The sequence below is a fragment of the Massilia suwonensis genome, assembly GCF_042655665.1.
GTDB lineage: Bacteria > Pseudomonadota > Gammaproteobacteria > Burkholderiales > Burkholderiaceae_D > Telluria > Telluria suwonensis.
The window spans coordinates 1,253,709-1,270,560 of sequence record NZ_JBHSMR010000013.1 but is presented as its reverse complement, the minus strand read 5'-3'; the positions used below and the strand labels follow the sequence as shown (position 1 = coordinate 1,270,560).

The window sequence follows — 16,852 nt, the reverse complement described above, 5'->3', positions numbered from 1 at the left end:
CGTGCCTGAACTGTGCGCGCGCGAATGGGATTTGCTGATCGTCGGCGGCGGCATCACCGGCGCCGGCATCCTGCTCGAAGCGTCGCGCCGCGGCTTGAAGGCGCTACTGGTCGAACAGCGCGACTTCGCCTGGGGCACCTCGAGCCGCTCCTCGAAGCTGGTGCACGGCGGCCTGCGCTACCTGGCGCAGGGACATGTGAAACTGACGCGCGAAGCCGTGCACGAGCGCGAAGCACTGCTGCGCGACGCGCCGGGCCTGGTAGAGCCGCAGGGCTTTGCGCTTGCCGACTACGGCGCCAGCAAGCGCAAGCGCCGCACCATGCTGGCCGGCCTGGCGCTGTACGACCTGTTCGCCGGACGGCGCGAAGCACACTGGCTGCCGGCGGCCGAATTCGCGCTGCGGGCGCCGGGCACCGCGCGCGCCAGCCTGCAGGGCGGCGTGGTCTACACCGACGCCAAAACCGACGATGCGCGGCTGGTACTGCGCACGCTGGCCGAAGCGCGCCGCCACGGCGGCCACGCGCTCAACTACGTCGCGGCGCGCTCGCTGCTGATTGATGCGGGAAAGGTAAGCGGCGCCGTGCTGCGCGACGAAGCGGGTGACACCCTGCACCGGGTGCGCGCGCGCCTGGTGATCGACGCCTGCGGCGCCTGGGCCGGCCTGCTGGGACAGCATGGCCCGCGCCTGCGCCCGCTGCGCGGCAGCCACCTGGTGCTGCCGGCCTGGCGCCTGCCGCTGGCGCAGGCGATCAGCCTGATGCATCCAAACGATGGCCGCCCCGTGTTCGCCTTTCCCTGGGAGGGCGCGACCCTGGTCGGCACGACCGACGTCGACCACCGCGACGGCCTGGAGCAGGAGGCTGCGATCACGCGCACGGAGCTCGACTACCTGATGCTGGCTCTGCAAACCCAATTCCCGCAATGCGGTTTGAAGGAGGCGGACATCCTCGCCACCTATGCCGGCGTGCGTCCCGTGCTCGACGATGGCGCCGCCGGCACGCCTTCGCAGGCGGGCCGCGAGCACGCCGTGTTTGCGCGTCCGGGCATGGTCTGCGTCGCCGGCGGCAAGCTGACCACCTTCCGCGCGATCGCGCTCGACACCCTGCGCCTCGCGCAACAGCAGCTGCCGGATTGGCGCGACGGCCTGGCGCCATGCCGCATCTTCGATCCCGTCGCGCCGCCGCAGCCGGGTGGGCGCATGCCGGGCGCCATGTTGCGACGCCTCGCGGGCCGCCACGGCGCCCAGGCACAGGCGCTGCTCGATGCCGCGCGTGACGGCGAACTGGACACCATCCCCGGCACCGACACCCTGTGGGCCGAACTACGCTGGGCCGCGCGCGCCGAAGCCGTGCAGCACCTGGAAGACCTGCTGCTGCGCCGCACCCGCATCGGCCTGCTGTTGCGCGGCGGCGGAGAAGAACACCTGGCTCGCATCCGTAGCATCTGCCAGGCCGAACTCGGCTGGGACGACGCGCACTGGGAAACGGAGGTCGCCGCCTACCGGCAGACCTGGAACAAGCACTACAGCCTGCCGACCGAAGCAGAACACGCATACGCATGAAAACGGAACCGCTCATCCTCTCCATCGACAACGGCACCCAAAGTGTGCGCGCGCTGCTGTTCGACCTGCGCGGGAACATCGTCGCCAAGTGCCAGGTGCCGCTGCAGGCCTATTTCTCGCGCGAGCCAGGCTGGGCCGAGCACGAGCCGGAAGACTATTGGCAAGCCGTGTGCCGCGCCTGCCGGGGTCTGTGGGAACAGCCCGGCGCCGATCGCGCAGCCGTGGCCGCGGTGGCCGTTACGACCCAGCGCGGCACTGTGGTCAACCTGGACAGCGAGGGCAAGCCGCTGCGTCCCGCTATTACCTGGCTCGACCAGCGCAGGACCGACACGGTGCCGCCGATCGGCCCCTTCTGGCGCACGGCGTTTAAACTGGCGCGGGTCAGCAATACCATCGACTTCTTCCGCGGCGAAGCCGAGATCAACTGGATCCGCGCGCACCAGCCCGGGGTATGGGAGGCGACCGACAAATTCCTGCTGCTGTCCGGTTACCTGAACTGGCGCCTGTGCGGCCGCTTCATCGACTCCAGCGGCTCGCAAGTGGCCTACCTGCCGTTCGACTACAAGCGCCACCGGTGGGCCTCAAGGCGCGACTGGAAGTGGCAGGCGCTGGCGGTAGAAAAACGCATGCTGCCCGAACTGCAGCCGCCCGGCACCCAACTGGGCAGCATCAGCGAGGAAGCCGCGGCGCAGACCGGCATCCCGGCTGGCACGCCGCTGTTCGCGGCCGCCGCCGACAAGGCCTGCGAGGTGCTCGGCGCGGGCTGCCGCGAGCCGCACGTGGGCTGCCTGAGCTACGGCACCACGGCCACCATCAACACCACCAGCCGCCGCTATGTCGAGGTCACGCCCTTCGTGCCGCCGTATCCGTCGGCGATTCCGGGTGCCTACAGCACCGAAGTGCAGGTATTCAGGGGCTACTGGATGGTCAACTGGTTCAAGGAGCAGTTCGGCCACCACGAACAGCTGCAGGCCCTGGGTGGCGACCTGGCGCCCGAACAGCTGTTCGACCGCCTGGCCGAATCGGTGCCGCCCGGTTCCATGGGCCTGATGCTGCAGCCCTACTGGACGCCGGGCATCCGCGTGCCGGGACGGGAAGCGAAGGGCGCGATCGTGGGCTTCGGCGACGTGCACACGCGCGCCCACGTCTACCGCGCCATCCTCGAGGGCCTGGCCTACGCGCTGCGCGAAGGGAAGGAACGCATCGAAAAGCGCAGCGGCGTGCGCATCACGGAGTTGCGGGTGTCGGGCGGCGGCTCGCAGAGCGACGCGGCGATGCAGCTCACCGCCGACATCTTCGGCCTGCCGACCGCGCGTCCGCACGTCTATGAAACCTCGGGACTGGGCGCGGCGATCGACGCTGCGGTCGGCCTTGGACTGTATCCGGATTTCGCCAGCGCGGTAAATGCAATGACGCGCGTCGGCCGGGTGTTCGAGCCGATTCCCGCCAACCGCGCGATCTACGACCGGCTCTACAAGCGGGTCTACAAGAAGATGTACCGCCAACTGCAGCCTTTGTATCGCGAGATCGCCGAGATCACCGGCTACCCGCGGCAGTTCTAGGCGTCGAGCGCCACGGCGAGGGCGTCGAAGGTCGCTCCGGTCTTCACGGCACGCACGCCGTTGCGGCCCGTCTCCTTGACCGCGTACATGGCGCGGTCCGCCTGCACGAAGAAGTCCTTGGTGTCGTCGATCTGGGTCGGCACGATGGTCGCCACGCCGAGGCTGGCCGTGACCCAGGGCGAGGTCGTCGAGCGCGGGTTCGGGATGTTCAGCGATTCGATGTGGGCGCGGATGGTTTCGGCCAGCGCGCAGGCGGCCTCGAAACCGGTCTCGCCGAACAGCAGCACGAATTCCTCGCCGCCGTAGCGCGCGGCGAGATCGGTCGCGCGCAGCGCATGCGACTGCAGCGCCATCGCCACCTGCTGCAGGCAGGCGTCGCCGGCGGCGTGGCCCAGGCTGTCGTTGTAGCCCTTGAAGTGGTCGACGTCGAGCACGATCAGCGACAGTGGCTGGCTGGTACGCAGGGCGCGCTGCCATTCCTTGTCGAGGAAGTTGTCGAAGTGGCGGCGGTTGGCTATTTTTGTGAGCGGGTCGACCATCGCCGCACGCTGCAGCGCGTTTTCCGACTGCTTGTGGTGGGTGATGTCATGCAGCAGGGCGACGAACAGGGGCTGCTCGGCGTGCATCGGTGTGAGCGTGAAGTCCATCGCCCGCAGGTTGCCGTCGCGCTGGCGGATCAGCACTTCGCGTGCGCCGCGCGCTTTCGGCGCGGCGCCGCCCTGTACGTCCTGGCCGAACAAATCCAGGCATTCCTGGGCCACCGAGGGCGCCAGCAGCGCGTCGAGCGCGGCGCCGGCCAGTTCGCCCGGCGCGTAGCCGAGGTAGCGGTCGCAGGCCGGGTTCGTGTACTGGATGCGTCCCGAGGGCTCGATCACCATCAGGCCCTCGTCCATGCTGTCGACGATCAGGCGCAGGCGCTCGGCCTGCTGTTGCTGCGACATGCTGGTGCGGCGGAACTGCAGCTGGGCGCGCACGCGGGCGCAGACCTCGGCCAGGCGTAGCGGCTTCGGAATGTAGTCGGCGGCGCCGATGTCGAAGGCGGCGACGATGTCGTCCGTCTCGGTGCGCGCGCTCATGAAGATGACCGGGATGTTGCAGGTCGACGGATGGGCCTTCAGGCGGCGGCAGACTTCCATCCCGTCCATGCCGGGCAGGACGATGTCGAGCAGGATCAGGTCGGGCTGGGCGCGCTGGGCGATCGAGAGCGCCCGCTCGCCGCTGTTGGCGACGAAGGTCTGATAGCCCTGCTGCAGCATCATGGAACGCATCGCGCCGAGCTGGGCCGGCGCGTCGTCGACGATCAGGATGGCGGCCTGGCGCATCGTTGCAGCGGGAGCGGGGGCGAGGGAAGACATTGCGGTTGTCGCGGTGACGGGATTGATTTCGTTCAAAATCATACCCCGATGTCGACACCGGCGGTAATTTTTGTTGCCTAAGGGCTAGTTTTTATTGTTGAAGTGCCACAACTTTGTGGTACGAAAGCTGCTGTAACCACAGGTTTTTCCGAAAGGGAATTGGAGTTTATGCAGGGAGAATAGCGCCGCCGTGGAGGCGGCGCCGGCAGGGTTTACAGCATGGCGGCGATCAGCTTGCCGAGGATGGCAATGCCCTCGCGGATGCGCTCAGGCGGCACGGTGACAAAGGAGAGGCGCAGCGTATTCGTTTCGCCTTCGTTGGCGTAGAAGGGCGCGCCCGGCACGAAGGCCACGCGCGAGGCGATCGCCGTGTCGAGCAGCTTCATGGCGTCGACGCTCTTCGGCAGCGTGACCCAGATGAACATGCCGCCTTCCGGTTTGGTCCAGCTGACGCCGGCCGGGAAGTGTTCGGCCATCGCGTCCAGCATGGCCTGGCACTGGTTCGCATACAGGGTGCGGATGGTCGGGATGTGCTCATCCAGGAAGCCGTCCTTCACCACTTCGTGCACCACCATTTGCGTCAGCTGGGCGGTGTGCAGGTCGGCCGCCTGCTTGGCCAGCTCGAGGCGGCGCACCAGCGGCAGCGGGGCGCAGACGTAGCCGAGGCGGATGCCCGGGGTCAGCACCTTGGAGAAGGAACCCATGTAGATCACGCCGTCCGGGTTCATGGACAGCAGTTTCGGCATGGGTTCGCCCGAATACGAGAGCGCACCGTAAGGATCGTCCTCGATCAGCGGCAGCTGCAGGCGCGCGCAGGTCTCGACCAGTTCCTGGCGCCGCGCCAGCGAGAGCGAGCGGCCGGTCGGGTTCTGGAAGTTCGGCAGCGCGTAGAGCAGGCGGGCACCCTTGGCGACGCCTTCGATCGAGGACGGCACCAGGCCGTCGTCGTCGGTTTCCACCGAGGCGAATTCGGGACGGTAGACCGAAAAGGCCTGCAGCGCGCCCAGGTAGCTCGGGGTTTCGACCAGCACGCGGCTGCCTTCGTCGATCAGCACCTTGCCGATCAAATCGAGTGCCTGCTGCGAACCGGACACCATCATGATCTGCTCGGGCAGGATCTTCGTGCCTTCCGTGGACAGCGAGTTCGCGATCCATTCGCGCAGCGGCGCGTAGCCGTCGGTCGGGCCGTACTGCAGCGCCACCTTGCCGGTTTCGCTGAGCACCTTGTCGTAGGCGGCCTTCATGCGCTCGACCGGGAAGGTGGCCGGCGAGGGCAGGCCGCCGGCGAAGGAGATGATCTCCGGGCGCTGGGTGATCTTCAGGATCTCGCGGATGAAGGAGCTTTGCAGCCCCTGCGCGCGCTCGGAAAACTGCCACTGGATGGGATTCGGATTCTCGATTTTCATACTGGTCTCACTGGAAGAGCCGCCGGATAGGCCGCCTGCTGAAAAAAAGGCCGGGCTTGTGGCCCGGCCTCTCGGTAAGTCTTACGCCACTTCGACGATCATTTCGATCTCGACGCAGGCGCCGCGCGGGATCTGGGCCACGCCGAAGGCGGAGCGGGCATGCTTGCCGGCGTCGCCGAAGACGTCGCCGAACAGTTCCGACGCGCCGTTGGTCACCAGGTGCTGCTCGGTGAAGTCCGGGGTCGAGTTCACGAGGCTCATCAGCTTGACGATGCGTTTTACACGCGTCAGGTCGCCGCCGCAAGCATCCTGCAGGGTGCCCATCAGGTCGATGGCGATGGCGCGCGCGGCAGCCTGGCCGTCCGCCGTGGTCTTGTCCTTGCCCAGCTGGCCGACGTTGACCGAGCCGTCCGCGTTCTTGGCGATGTGGCCCGAGATGAAGACCAGGTTGCCGGTCTGTACGTACATGACGTAGGCGGCGGCCGGGGCAGCAGCTTGCTGCAGGGTGATGTTCAGTTCCTTCAGTTTGTCGTAGACGGACATGGGATTCTCTGTAGAGCGGTGGATGAAGCCGGTATTGTACGACTTGCCAGCGTCGAAGGACACGTTTGTGTCGGCAGGTCCGCCCTGTATTGGTGCAGTTTGTTATCAAGTTAGTATTTCCTAGTGGTATCATCCGGCATCGCCGCAGCGCGGCCCGCCAGGATCGCTCCCCATGAATGCCGTGCTCGTCCTCAAACTGACGCTGGTTCCCCTGCTGATTTACCTAATCACGCTGGCCGGGCGCCGCTGGGGGCCGCAGGTGGCGGGCTGGCTGTCCGCCTTTCCCATCGTCGCCGGTCCCATCCTCTTGACCCTGAGCCTGGAGCAGGGCGCCGCCTTTGCAGCGCGGGCCGCGGAGGGCACCCTGCTCGCGGTGCTCGCCATTCTCGTGTTCAGCCTGGCGTATGCATGGGCCTCGTCGCGTTGCGGCATGGCCGGCTCGATGGCGCTGGCGCTACTGGCCTGGGCGGGCAGCGTCGCCGTCCTGCAGAGCGCGCACTGGCCGCTGGGGCTGGCCTTCGTGCTGGTCTGGTGCGCCTTGCTGCTGACCTTCAAGCTCTTCCCAAGCGCGACGCCAGACGCCGCCGGAAAGCCGCGCAATGACCTGCCGTGGCGCATGCTGGCCGCCGCCGTGCTGGTGCTGTCCGTCACGGCCGGCGCCACCCACCTGGGCGCGCGCCTGTCGGGCTTCTTCGCCATGTTCCCGGTGATGAGCACGGTGCTGGTCGGCTTCGCCCACCTTGGTGCCGGACGCGGCAGCGCCGTGGCCCTGCTGCGCGGCATGGTGGTGGGCTATTTCGGCTTTGCCGTGTTTTGCGTGACGCTGGCGATGCAGCTGCGCGAGGAGGCGGTCGGAAGCGCGTTCGCACTGGCGCTGGGTTGCGCGCTGATCGTGCACGTCGCGGCGCGGCGGCTGCTGGCCAAGCCTGCGCTGCCGGCACCGGTTGCCCCGCAGGTAAAGGCCTGAAATTCGGGGTCTTGAAAACGGTGACAGTATCCCAATATTGCAGCAATCCGTTCAACCTGTAACACCGACGAGGAACAAGATGGCGCACGCCGAAAAAGAAACCCTTGGCTTTCAAGCTGAAGTAAAACAGCTGCTGCAACTGATGATTCACTCCTTGTATTCGAACAAGGAGATCTTCCTGCGCGAGCTGATCTCGAACGCGTCCGACGCGGCCGACAAGCTGCGCTTCGAGGCGATCAACAACGACGCCCTGTACGGCAACGACCACGAGCTCAAGATCCGCGTCAACTTCGACAAGGATGCGAAGACCATCACGATTTCGGACAACGGCATCGGCATGAGCCGCGACGAAGTCATCTCGCACCTGGGCACGATCGCCAAGTCGGGCACCAAGGAATTCTTCTCGCGCCTGTCGGGCGACCAGCAGGCCGACGCGGCCCTGATCGGCCAGTTCGGCGTGGGCTTCTATTCGGGCTTCATCGTCGCCGACCGCATCACCGTCGAGACCCGCCGCGCGGGCGCCGCAGCGAACGAAGGCGTACGCTGGGAGTCGACCGGCGAGGGCGACTACTCGGTCGAAGCGATCGAGAAGGCCGGCCGCGGCACCGACGTCATCCTGCACCTGCGCGCTGGCGAGGAAGAGCTGCTCTCGAACTGGAAGATCAAGTCGATCATCCGTAAATACTCCGACCACATCTCGCTGCCGATCCTGATGCAGAAGGAAGAGTGGGACGAGGAGAAGAAGGAAACGGTGCTGAAGGACGAGTTCGAGACCGTCAACCAGGCCAGTGCCCTGTGGGCTCGCAACAAGTCGGAAGTGACGAAAGAGCAGTACGACGAGTTCTACAAGCACGTCTCGCACGACTTCCAGGAGCCGCTGACCTACACGCACAACCGCGTCGAAGGCCGCAGCGAGTACACCCAGCTGCTCTACGTGCCGAGCCACGCGCCCTTCGACCTGTGGGACCGCAACAAGCGCGGCGGCATCAAGCTCTACGTGAAGCGCGTCTTCATCATGGACGACGCCGAGCAGCTGATGCCGACCTATCTCCGCTTCATCAAGGGCGTGATCGATTCGGCCGACCTGCCGCTGAACGTCTCGCGCGAGATCCTGCAGGAGTCGCGCGACGTCAAGGTGATCCGCGAAGGTTCGACCAAGCGCGTGTTGGGCATGCTGGAAGAACTGGCGAACGCCGATGAGCAGGAAACCAAGGACAAATACACGACCTTCTGGAAGGAATTCGGCCAGGTGCTGAAAGAGGGCATCGGCGAGGACGCGACCAACAAGGACCGCATCGCCAAGCTGCTGCGCTTCGCCTCGACCAACGCCGACTCCGCCGACCAGACCGTGTCCTTCGCCGACTACATCGCGCGCATGAAGGAAGGCCAGGACAAGATCTATTACGTCACGGCCGACAGCTACAACGCCGCGAAGAACAGCCCGCACCTCGAGATCTTCCGCAAGAAGGGCGTCGAAGTGCTGCTGCTGACGGACCGCGTCGACGAATGGATGCTGTCTTTCCTGACGGAGTTCGACGGCAAGGAGCTGACCTCGGTGGCCAAGGGCGGCCTGGATCTGGGCAAGCTGGAAGACGAAGCCGAGAAGAAGGAACACGAAGAGACCGAGACCCAGTACAAGGAGCTGGTCGAGCAGATGAAGGGCGCGCTGGCGGACAAGGCGAAAGACGTGCGCGTGACGCACCGCCTGACCGATTCGCCGGCCTGCCTGGTGGCGGACGAGCACGAGCTGTCGGCCAACCTGGTGCGCATGCTCAAGGCGGCCGGCCAGAACGCGCCGGAGTCGAAGCCGATCCTCGAGATCAACCCGAACCACCCGCTGGTGACGCGCCTGAAGTACGAAGACGCGAGCAGCCCGCGCTTTGCAGACTGGTCGCATATCCTGTTCGACCAGGCGATGCTGGCCGAGGGCGGCAGCCTGACCGATCCGGCGGCGTTCGTGAAGCGTTTGAACGAGATGCTGCTGGCGACGGGGAAGTAAAAACCGGGCCTCTGGGCCCGGTTTTGTAGGGTGGGCATGCCCACACGTCACGTCTGCATCGTGTTGGCGGGGTCTTTCCTCAAACGAAGCCAACACAGTGCGACGTTCACGCGTGGGGCGTAGCGGGGAATTCGGGCAGCATGCTGCCCGCCCGCGGAGCGCCCTGCCCGACAGGCAGGGCATGCCCACCCTACGTATAGAAGGTTCAGCGTGCAGTGGCCTGGCTCCGTGCTGCAAGCCTCACGAACACCCGTTCCCACCATGCCTTGCGGTGCTCGGTCAGCTGTCCGACGATCCAGGTGCATGCGATGATCAAGACCACCAGCAGCGCGACCCCGCCGAGATCCGTCCGATCCGGATGGAACACCAGCCACACCCGCATCACCAGCGCATGCACCAGATACAGCGTGAACGTATAGGATGCCAGCCGCCGCACCGGCCTCTCGATGCGCAGCAGCGCAATGAAGCCAAGGCTGCGCGCGCACAGGAAGTTCGCCACCACCAGCACGCACACCAGGTAGTCCGCCAGGAAGCGGTCGGCACTCTTCAATGGCACATCAGGTAAAGGCCAGGCCGACAGCGCGAACATGCGCAGGGACGTATCCATCCCGCTCATCTTGAATCCCGCCAGCAAGGCCAGCGTCGCCCACCAGCCGAACAGGGCCAGCGGGCGCGCGATCGCGTGCGTCTTTTGCCGGTGCCAGAGCCAGACCCCGGCGCACCAGACCGGCAGCAGCAGCCAGAGCTTGGGGCCGACCAGCAGCAGGAGCGCGCCGAGCACGATGATGCGGCGCTTGCCGCGCAGGTAGAAGGCGGCGCCGAACAGCACGTAGTACCAGACTTCGTAGCCCAGCGACCAGTAGGGTGCGAGCAGGGGCGGCGGCTCCGAGATGGTCCAGAGTTCGCCCATGAACAGCAGGTGCAGCGGCAGGTAGAGCCAGGGTTTGGCGAGCTGGTAGTAGTTACCAAGGTTGGCGCGGCCGGACAGCACCAGCACGGCGGCCAGCGCAAAAGCGAGCAGCACCAGGGGCAGGGCGACCGAATAGATGCGGGTGGCGCGGGCAATGCAGTAGTCGCGCAGGCCGGCCTTCCTGCGTTCGGTCGTGTAGGCGATGACGAAGCCTGAGAGCACGAAGAACAGCACCACCGATTCGCGCCCCAGGTTCAGCCACCAGTTGGCGGAACCGGCCGCGATCACGCCATACGGCACGATGTGGCTGACGACGACCAGCACCGCCGCCAGGAAGCGGCAGAGGTCGAGGTAGAGCGAAAACGGACGCGGCAAGGAAGCGGACGATCCTGTCGCGGGGCTGCTCGACGCTTCCATTGGCTGACTAACGCAGGTTCAGGCGCGCACTTGCTCGAGGAATTCGAGCAGCAGGCGCTCGCCCTCGGGCCAGTCGCCGTAGCCGGCGTCGGTGTTGACGTGGCCCGCCGCGCCGATTTCGACGTAGCGGCTGCCCCAGGCTTCGGCAAAGGCGAGGGCGCGCTCGCGGCTGACGAATTCGTCGTTCGTGCTGGCGATGACGAGGCTGGGAAAGGGCAGGCGCGCCAGCGGCATGGGCGCGAAGCCGTTGGTGCCGATCGGGTAGGACGGCGCGTCGACGTCGCTCGGCGCGACCAGGAAGGCGCCGGCCGCGCGCAGCGGCGAGCCGGAGGCAGCCCAGTGCGCGGCGAGGATGCAGCCCAGGCTGTGCGCGACCAGCACCGGCGCGCCCGCGCAGGCGGCGACGGCGGCATCGAGTTCGGCCACCCATTCGCCGCGCTCCGGGTTGTTGTAGTCGCGGTGCGCGACCCGGCGCCACGCCGGATGACGCGCTTCCAGATACGACTGCCAGTGCTGCGGCCCCGAATTCCACAGGCCCGAGAGAATCAGTACGTCGCCATCCATGCCGCCTCCTTGTCGATCAGGCCATTCTAACCCGCAGCGCCGGCCGCAGCGTTCACAGTGCCGTGCGCAACGCGAACAGTTCCGGGAACAGGACGACGTCGAGCATCTTGCGCAGGTAGCTCACGCCCGCGGTGCCGCCGGTCCCGGTCTTGAAGCCGATGATGCGCTCGACCGTCGTCACGTGGCGGAAGCGCCAGAAGCGGAAGGCTGTCTCGAGGTCGACCAGCTTTTCGGCCAGTTCGTACAGGCCCCAGTGCTGTTCGGGGTCCTGGTAGACGGCCAGCCAGGCCGCCTGCACCGAGTCGTCATGGGCAGTCGGTTCGTGCGGCGAGCGTGCCAGGCGCTCGGGGGCGATCGTAAAACCGCTGCGCGCCAGCAGGGCCACGGCTTCGTCGTAGATCGAAGCCGTGTTCAGGGCGGCAGACAGGGTCGCGTGGGCCGGCGGATTCTTTTCGTGCACCCCCAGCAGGGCCGCGTTCTTGTTCCCGAGGATGAATTCGAGTTCGCGGTACTGGTGCGACTGGAAGCCCGAGGAGGCGCCCAGATAGGGGCGGATCGCCGTGTATTCGGAGGGCGTCATCGTCGCCAGCACGTCCCAGGCGTGCACCAGTTGATCCATGATGCGCGCCACCCGCGCCAGCATTTTAAAAGCCGGATCGAGTTCGCCCGCGCGCAGGTGGGCGCGCACGGCGTGCAGTTCGTGCAGCATCAGCTTGACCCAGAGTTCACTGGTCTGGTGCTGGATGATGAACAGCATCTCATTGTGGTTCGGCGAGAGCGGGTGCTGGCTTGATAGGATCTGGTTCAGGCCGAGGTAGTCGCCATAGCTCATCGACTCCTTGAAATCCATTTTCGCGCCGTGCCACTGGGCCTGGGCCGGCTTCTTCGATTCGTCGTTCATGGCAGGCCTCAGGTCACTGCGCCGCGTTCGGCGGCCACATCGTAGTCTTCGCGGTCGAGGATGTCCTTCAGGATCGCCACCGCATCCCACACGTCGACATAGCGCGTGTAGAGCGGCGTGAAGCCGAAGCGCATGATCTCCGGCTCGCGGTAGTCGCCGATCACGCCGCGCGCGATCAGGGCCGCCATCACCGCATAGCCGTGCGGATGGGTGAAGCTGACCTGGCTGCCGCGGCGGGCGTGCTCGCGCGGCGTCACCAGTCCCAGCGGATGATTCGCGCAGGTGCCTTCGACCAGTTCGATGAAGAGGTCGGTCAGGGCCAGCGACTTGGCGCGGACGGCGTCCATACCGGTTTCCTCGAAGACCTCGAGCCCGCATTCGACCAGCGCCAGCGACACCACCGGCTGGGTGCCGCACAGGGCGCGGCCGATGCCATCGCAGGCTTCGAAGCCGTGCGACATGGCGAAGGGTCTGGCATGGCTCCACCAGCCCGTGAGCGGATGCGAGAACTTCTCCTGGTGCCGCTGCGGCACCCAGATGAAGGCCGGCGAGCCGGGACCGCCGTTCAGGTATTTATAGGTGCAGCCGACCGCGAAGTCGGCTTCGGCCGCGTTCAGGTCGACCGGCACGGCGCCGGCCGAGTGGGCCAGGTCCCAGACGATCAATGCACCATGTTGGTGCGCGTGGCGGGTGAGGGCGGCCATGTCGTGCTGGTAGCCGGTCCGGTAGTTCACGTGGGTCAGCATGACGACGGCGCAGTCGGCGTCGATCGCGGCCGGCAGTTCCTCGACCGAATCGACCAGCTTCACGCGATAGCCCTGCTGCAGCCACTCGCTCAGGCCCTCGGCCATATAGATATCGGTCGGGAAGTTGCTGCGCTCGGTGACGATGACGCGCCGCGCGGCGTTTGGTCCCTCGGCCTGCAGGCGCACGGCCGCGGCCAGCGCCTTGAACAGGTTCAGGGAGGTCGTGTCGGTAACGGCCACTTCGCCCGGCTTGGCGCCGATCAGCGGGCCGAGGCGCTCGCCCAGGCGCTTGGGCATGTCGAACCAGCCGGCCGTGTTCCAGCTGGTGATCAGGTCGCGGCCCCATTCGCGCGCTACCACCTGCTGGGCGCGCTCGAGCGCCGCGCGCGGACGGGCGCCAAGCGAGTTGCCGTCGAGGTAGATGACGTCCGGCGGCAGGTCGAAGCGTTCGCGCAGGGGCGCCAGCGGGTCCTGGGCGTCGCGCGCGAGGCAGTCGGCGCGGGTGATCGAGAATTCGTTCATATAGAAGGGGGCAGTGGTGGGCGGGGCCGTTCGGCCGCGAGTGTAACAAGAAACGGCCGTCCGGCGGCAAGCGTCGATGACGCTTTGCTATCTTTTTAGCCTCTTACGGTCCTGTGGCGAACTATTTTGAACTTTTTTTAAATTTTTTCGCGTTGAACCCTAAAGTTCTGCCGAACCCGGCCGTAAAGGAGTCAGAGGCGGCAAAACGGTGTCTGAAAATAATTCAAAAATATTTTCAAAACACCCTAAAGTTCCTCCGAACGCTGCCGTTAAAGGTGCACAAGGGATGAAAAAGACCTGAAAAAAAGTTCAGGACGCCCCTAAAGTTCTCGTTTTGGTTGACGTAAACCAACACATAGATGATCCGCAGTAACAGCAAGCAGTCCAGAAAAGCGCAGTTCGCAGCACCTCTTCAGCCTCCTGTTTTCATAGGAGCGCCTCCCTATTCAGCCTGGGTTTGTCAGACAAACTCCTACGGGCACGCCCGCGTTTACCGGACGCAAAATACAGGGTCCGTCCGATTCCCCTAATGTTTCTCTACGGTCAGAATCTATCTCACTGGCAACACAAACCGCCAGGTTCAACAGGAAGATGGAGAGAAAAATGACTGCAAACGACATGATGGCTGAAATCCGGGACGCCAACCTGAGCTACCTGATGCTGGCCCAGCAAATGATCCGCGCCGACAAAGTCACCGCCATTTTCCGTCTCGGCATCTCGGCCGACATCGCGGACCTGATCGAAGGCATGAGCAATGCCCAGATCCTGAAGCTCGCCGGCGGCAACATGATGCTGGCCCGCTTCCGCTTCGACGACACGGCCATCCTGTCGATGCTGACCAGCCACAGCAAGGACCGCGCCCTGGCGCAATCGCACGCAGCCATCCTGATGGCGGGTCAACCCGCGGAAGAAATCGCTTAAGCGTAGCGTTTCCTTAGAGATACATTGTAAAATCCCGCTGAGCTCGGCCTGATAGTGTAGGATAGCCGGGACACCAGCCGGAGCCGTGGGATGAGTAAAAAAAGCGTCGTATCTGAAGCGCAGGAAATCCAGCTCGCCATCGAGCTGATCACTCTGGGCGCCCGCCTGCAACTGCTCGAGAGCGAAGTCTCGCTCTCCCGCGAGCGCCTCATCAAGCTGTACAAGGAACTGAAGGGCGTCTCGCCGCCGAAAGGCATGCTGCCGTTCTCGACCGACTGGTTCCTGACCTGGCAGCCGAACATCCATTCTTCGCTGTTCATCAATATCTACAACTTCCTGGTAGAAAATGCCGGCGCCTCGGGCGTGCAGGCGGTGATGAAGGCCTATAAACTCTACCTCGAACAAATGCCGGCCGCGCCCGGCGAAGAGCCGCTGCTCTCGCTCACGCGCGCCTGGACCCTGGTGCGTTTCTTTCAAAGCAATATGCTGGCGCTGGCCCCCTGCGGCAAGTGCAAGGGCAAGTTCGTCGTCAATGCGCTCGACCTGAACCGCGACTACCTGTGCGGCCTGTGCCACATGCCTTCGCGCGCCGGCAAGACGAGAAAAGCCAAGGACGCCGCCGCCGCGGATGCGGCCGCTGCAGAAGCCGATTCTGCGCGCCAGGACGCCGAGGGCGAGGCCTGACGGCGCCATCGTGGGCCTCCGACTCCTGCGCGCACCCGCCGTGCGCGCGCTGCTGTGCCAGCTTGCCGCCTTTCCGCTGACTTTACTTGCCGTCTACCTGCTGGCGCGCGCCGGCGCGCAGCCGTCCTACCTGCATGCCGCCTTGCTGCAGGGCGCATTCGCCGCGCTGCTGACCTGGCGCGTGCGCCTCGCCTCCTGGTGGATCGCGATCGGCCTGCTGTTCCCGGCAGCCCTGTACGCGGGAAGCGGCCTCGACCTGCCGCCCTGGCTGTTCCTGGCCATCTTCCTGTTCATGCTGGTCTTGTATTGGTCGACCTTCCGCACCCAGGTGCCGTACTACCCGTCCGGCAAGAGCGCCTGGGCAGCGGTCGCCGAGCAGCTGCCGCAGGGGGGAAGAGTGAGCGTGATCGATATCGGCAGCGGCCTGGGCGGGCTGGTGCTGGACCTGGCGCGCCGCCCGAACGTGCAGGCCACCGGCATCGAGCTGGCGCCGCTGCCCTGGCTGGCCAGCTGGCTGCGCGCGCGCCTCACAGGCAGCAGCGCCGTTTTCATCCGCGGTGACTATGAGTCACTCGACTTCGGCGCCTACGACGCCGTCTTCGCCTACCTCTCGCCGGCTGTCATGACGGCGCTGTGGCGCAAAGCCAAACGCGAGATGCGTCCGGGCAGCATGCTGATGAGTTATGAATTTACTGTTTCCGAAGTGTTACCAAGCATGTCTCTCTATCTACAAGACACTGGTCGAACTCTCTACATTTGGCACTTTTAGGCCACAAAACGGGGCTTTTTACTTGCCCATAGGCCATTCTCAAGCTATTGTTCCAGCTGCTGTAGTTCCCTGAGTAAATATTTTTTCTGAGATACATTGTCTCGGATTTCCAGGCCTGCCTGGCCGTCTTCTGGAGCACCTTCTTGTTCGTTATTATTGGTTACGTCATTGTCTGCGCGTCGGTGTTCGGTGGTTTCGTCATGTCCGGCGGCCACGTGGGCGTGCTGTTCCAGCCGCTCGAACTCTTGATGATCGGCGGCGCGGCCGTCGGCGCATTCTTTGTCGGTAACAACAACAAGTCGATCAAGGCCACGATGAAGGCCTTGCCGAGCGTGTTCAAGGGCTCGCAATACACCCGTGAAATGTACATGGAGCTCATGTCGCTGTTGTTCGACGTGCTGTCGAAGGTGCGCAAAGAGGGCCTGATGTCGATCGAGGGCGATATCGAATCGCCCGAAGCGAGCCCGCTGTTCTCGAAATACCCGCTGGTGCTGGCCGACCACCACATCGTCGAATTCATGGCCGACTACCTGCGCCTGATGGTGTCCGGTAACATGGACGCCTTCCAGATCGAGAACCTGATGGACAACGAGATCGAGACCCACCACCACGAAGGCGCGGTGCCGGCCCATGTGATCGCCAAGCTGGGCGACGGCCTGCCGGCCTTCGGTATCGTCGCGGCCGTCATGGGCGTGGTGCACACGATGGAATCGGTCGGCATCCCGCCGGCGGAACTCGGTATCCTGATCGCCAAGGCGCTGGTCGGTACCTTCCTCGGCATCCTGCTGGCCTACGGCTTCGTCGGTCCGCTGGCCAGCCTGCTGGAACAGAAGCTCGATGAATCGAGCAAGATGTTCCAGTGCGTGAAGGTGACCCTGCTCGCCAGCCTGAACGGCTACGCGCCGGCCCTGGCCGTCGAATTCGGCCGCAAGGTGCTGTACTCGACCGAGCGTCCTTCCTTCGCCGAGCTGGAAGAGCACATCAAGAAGTCGAAGAGCAAGTAATTCCTTGCTCATCCAACCCTA

The 16,852-nt window shown here is 65.1% G+C and carries 15 protein-coding genes; 8 read left to right on the top strand and 7 right to left on the bottom strand.

Annotated elements, in window-relative coordinates:
* The first annotated feature begins 1 nt into the window (after window position 1).
* On the top strand, window positions 2-1,561 hold the full coding sequence (locus ACFPQ5_RS13725; RefSeq protein WP_379756399.1) for a glycerol-3-phosphate dehydrogenase/oxidase: 1,560 nt from the start codon (window positions 2-4) through the stop codon (window positions 1,559-1,561).
* Window positions 1,558-3,123, top strand: a complete 1,566-nt coding sequence (locus tag ACFPQ5_RS13720; protein ID WP_379756396.1) for an FGGY-family carbohydrate kinase — start codon at window positions 1,558-1,560, stop codon at window positions 3,121-3,123. The genes ACFPQ5_RS13725 and ACFPQ5_RS13720 overlap by 4 nt, the downstream gene beginning before the upstream one ends.
* Here ACFPQ5_RS13720 and ACFPQ5_RS13715 read toward each other — a convergent pair.
* From ACFPQ5_RS13715 to ACFPQ5_RS13705, 3 genes are all read right to left on the bottom strand, one after another.
* Complete coding sequence (locus ACFPQ5_RS13715) at window positions 3,120-4,478, bottom strand: diguanylate cyclase (protein WP_379756393.1); 1,359 nt, start codon at window positions 4,476-4,478, stop codon at window positions 3,120-3,122. The two genes, ACFPQ5_RS13720 and ACFPQ5_RS13715, sit on opposite strands and share 4 nt — an antisense overlap.
* A gap of 212 nt (window positions 4,479-4,690) precedes the next feature.
* Entirely contained in the window at window positions 4,691-5,884 is a 1,194-nt protein-coding gene (locus ACFPQ5_RS13710) for an aminotransferase-like domain-containing protein (RefSeq protein WP_379756390.1), read from the bottom strand.
* A gap of 81 nt (window positions 5,885-5,965) precedes the next feature.
* Window positions 5,966-6,427, bottom strand: coding sequence for a RidA family protein (locus ACFPQ5_RS13705; RefSeq protein WP_379756387.1), 462 nt, complete (start codon window positions 6,425-6,427; stop codon window positions 5,966-5,968).
* Between the two features lie 172 nt (window positions 6,428-6,599).
* On the opposite strand from ACFPQ5_RS13705, the gene ACFPQ5_RS13700 reads away from it, so the two are divergent.
* Entirely contained in the window at window positions 6,600-7,394 is a 795-nt protein-coding gene (locus ACFPQ5_RS13700) for a hypothetical protein (protein ID WP_379756384.1), read from the top strand.
* Window positions 7,395-7,473: 79 nt separating this feature from the next.
* Window positions 7,474-9,393: a molecular chaperone HtpG gene (gene htpG / locus ACFPQ5_RS13695; RefSeq protein WP_379756381.1), complete on the top strand. Its 1,920-nt coding sequence runs from the start codon at window positions 7,474-7,476 to the stop codon at window positions 9,391-9,393.
* A gap of 205 nt (window positions 9,394-9,598) precedes the next feature.
* On the opposite strand, the gene ACFPQ5_RS13690 is transcribed toward htpG, so the two are convergent.
* Genes ACFPQ5_RS13690 through kynU form a run of 4 tightly spaced genes read right to left on the bottom strand, consistent with a single transcriptional unit; the run spans window position 9,599 to window position 13,453 of the window.
* On the bottom strand, window positions 9,599-10,678 hold the full coding sequence (locus ACFPQ5_RS13690) for an acyltransferase family protein (protein WP_379756378.1): 1,080 nt from the start codon (window positions 10,676-10,678) through the stop codon (window positions 9,599-9,601).
* 60 nt (window positions 10,679-10,738) lie between these two features.
* Window positions 10,739-11,284 carry an RBBP9/YdeN family alpha/beta hydrolase gene (locus tag ACFPQ5_RS13685; protein ID WP_379756375.1) on the bottom strand — a complete coding sequence of 182 codons (546 nt, stop codon included), beginning with the start codon at window positions 11,282-11,284 and terminating at the stop codon, window positions 10,739-10,741.
* Between the two features lie 52 nt (window positions 11,285-11,336).
* Window positions 11,337-12,185 (bottom strand): tryptophan 2,3-dioxygenase, encoded by an 849-nt coding sequence (kynA, locus tag ACFPQ5_RS13680; RefSeq protein ID WP_379756372.1) that lies wholly within the window; start codon window positions 12,183-12,185, stop codon window positions 11,337-11,339.
* Window positions 12,186-12,193: 8 nt separating this feature from the next.
* On the bottom strand, window positions 12,194-13,453 hold the full coding sequence (gene kynU / locus ACFPQ5_RS13675; RefSeq protein ID WP_379756369.1) for a kynureninase: 1,260 nt from the start codon (window positions 13,451-13,453) through the stop codon (window positions 12,194-12,196).
* A gap of 603 nt (window positions 13,454-14,056) precedes the next feature.
* Between kynU and flhD the strand changes: the two genes are divergently transcribed.
* The 4 genes from flhD to motA all read left to right on the top strand — a co-directional run bounded on the left by flhD (window position 14,057) and on the right by motA (window position 16,831).
* Entirely contained in the window at window positions 14,057-14,374 is a 318-nt protein-coding gene (gene flhD, locus ACFPQ5_RS13670) for a flagellar transcriptional regulator FlhD (protein ID WP_047826184.1), read from the top strand.
* A gap of 90 nt (window positions 14,375-14,464) precedes the next feature.
* Window positions 14,465-15,058, top strand: coding sequence for a flagellar transcriptional regulator FlhC (flhC, locus tag ACFPQ5_RS13665; protein WP_379756366.1), 594 nt, complete (start codon window positions 14,465-14,467; stop codon window positions 15,056-15,058).
* A 10-nt stretch (window positions 15,059-15,068) separates the two neighbouring features.
* A complete protein-coding gene (locus ACFPQ5_RS13660; protein ID WP_379756363.1) occupies window positions 15,069-15,827 on the top strand; it encodes a class I SAM-dependent methyltransferase in 759 nt (252 codons plus the stop codon).
* 143 nt (window positions 15,828-15,970) lie between these two features.
* Entirely contained in the window at window positions 15,971-16,831 is an 861-nt protein-coding gene (motA, locus tag ACFPQ5_RS13655) for a flagellar motor stator protein MotA (RefSeq protein ID WP_379756360.1), read from the top strand.
* The last annotated feature ends 21 nt before the right edge of the window (window positions 16,832-16,852 follow it).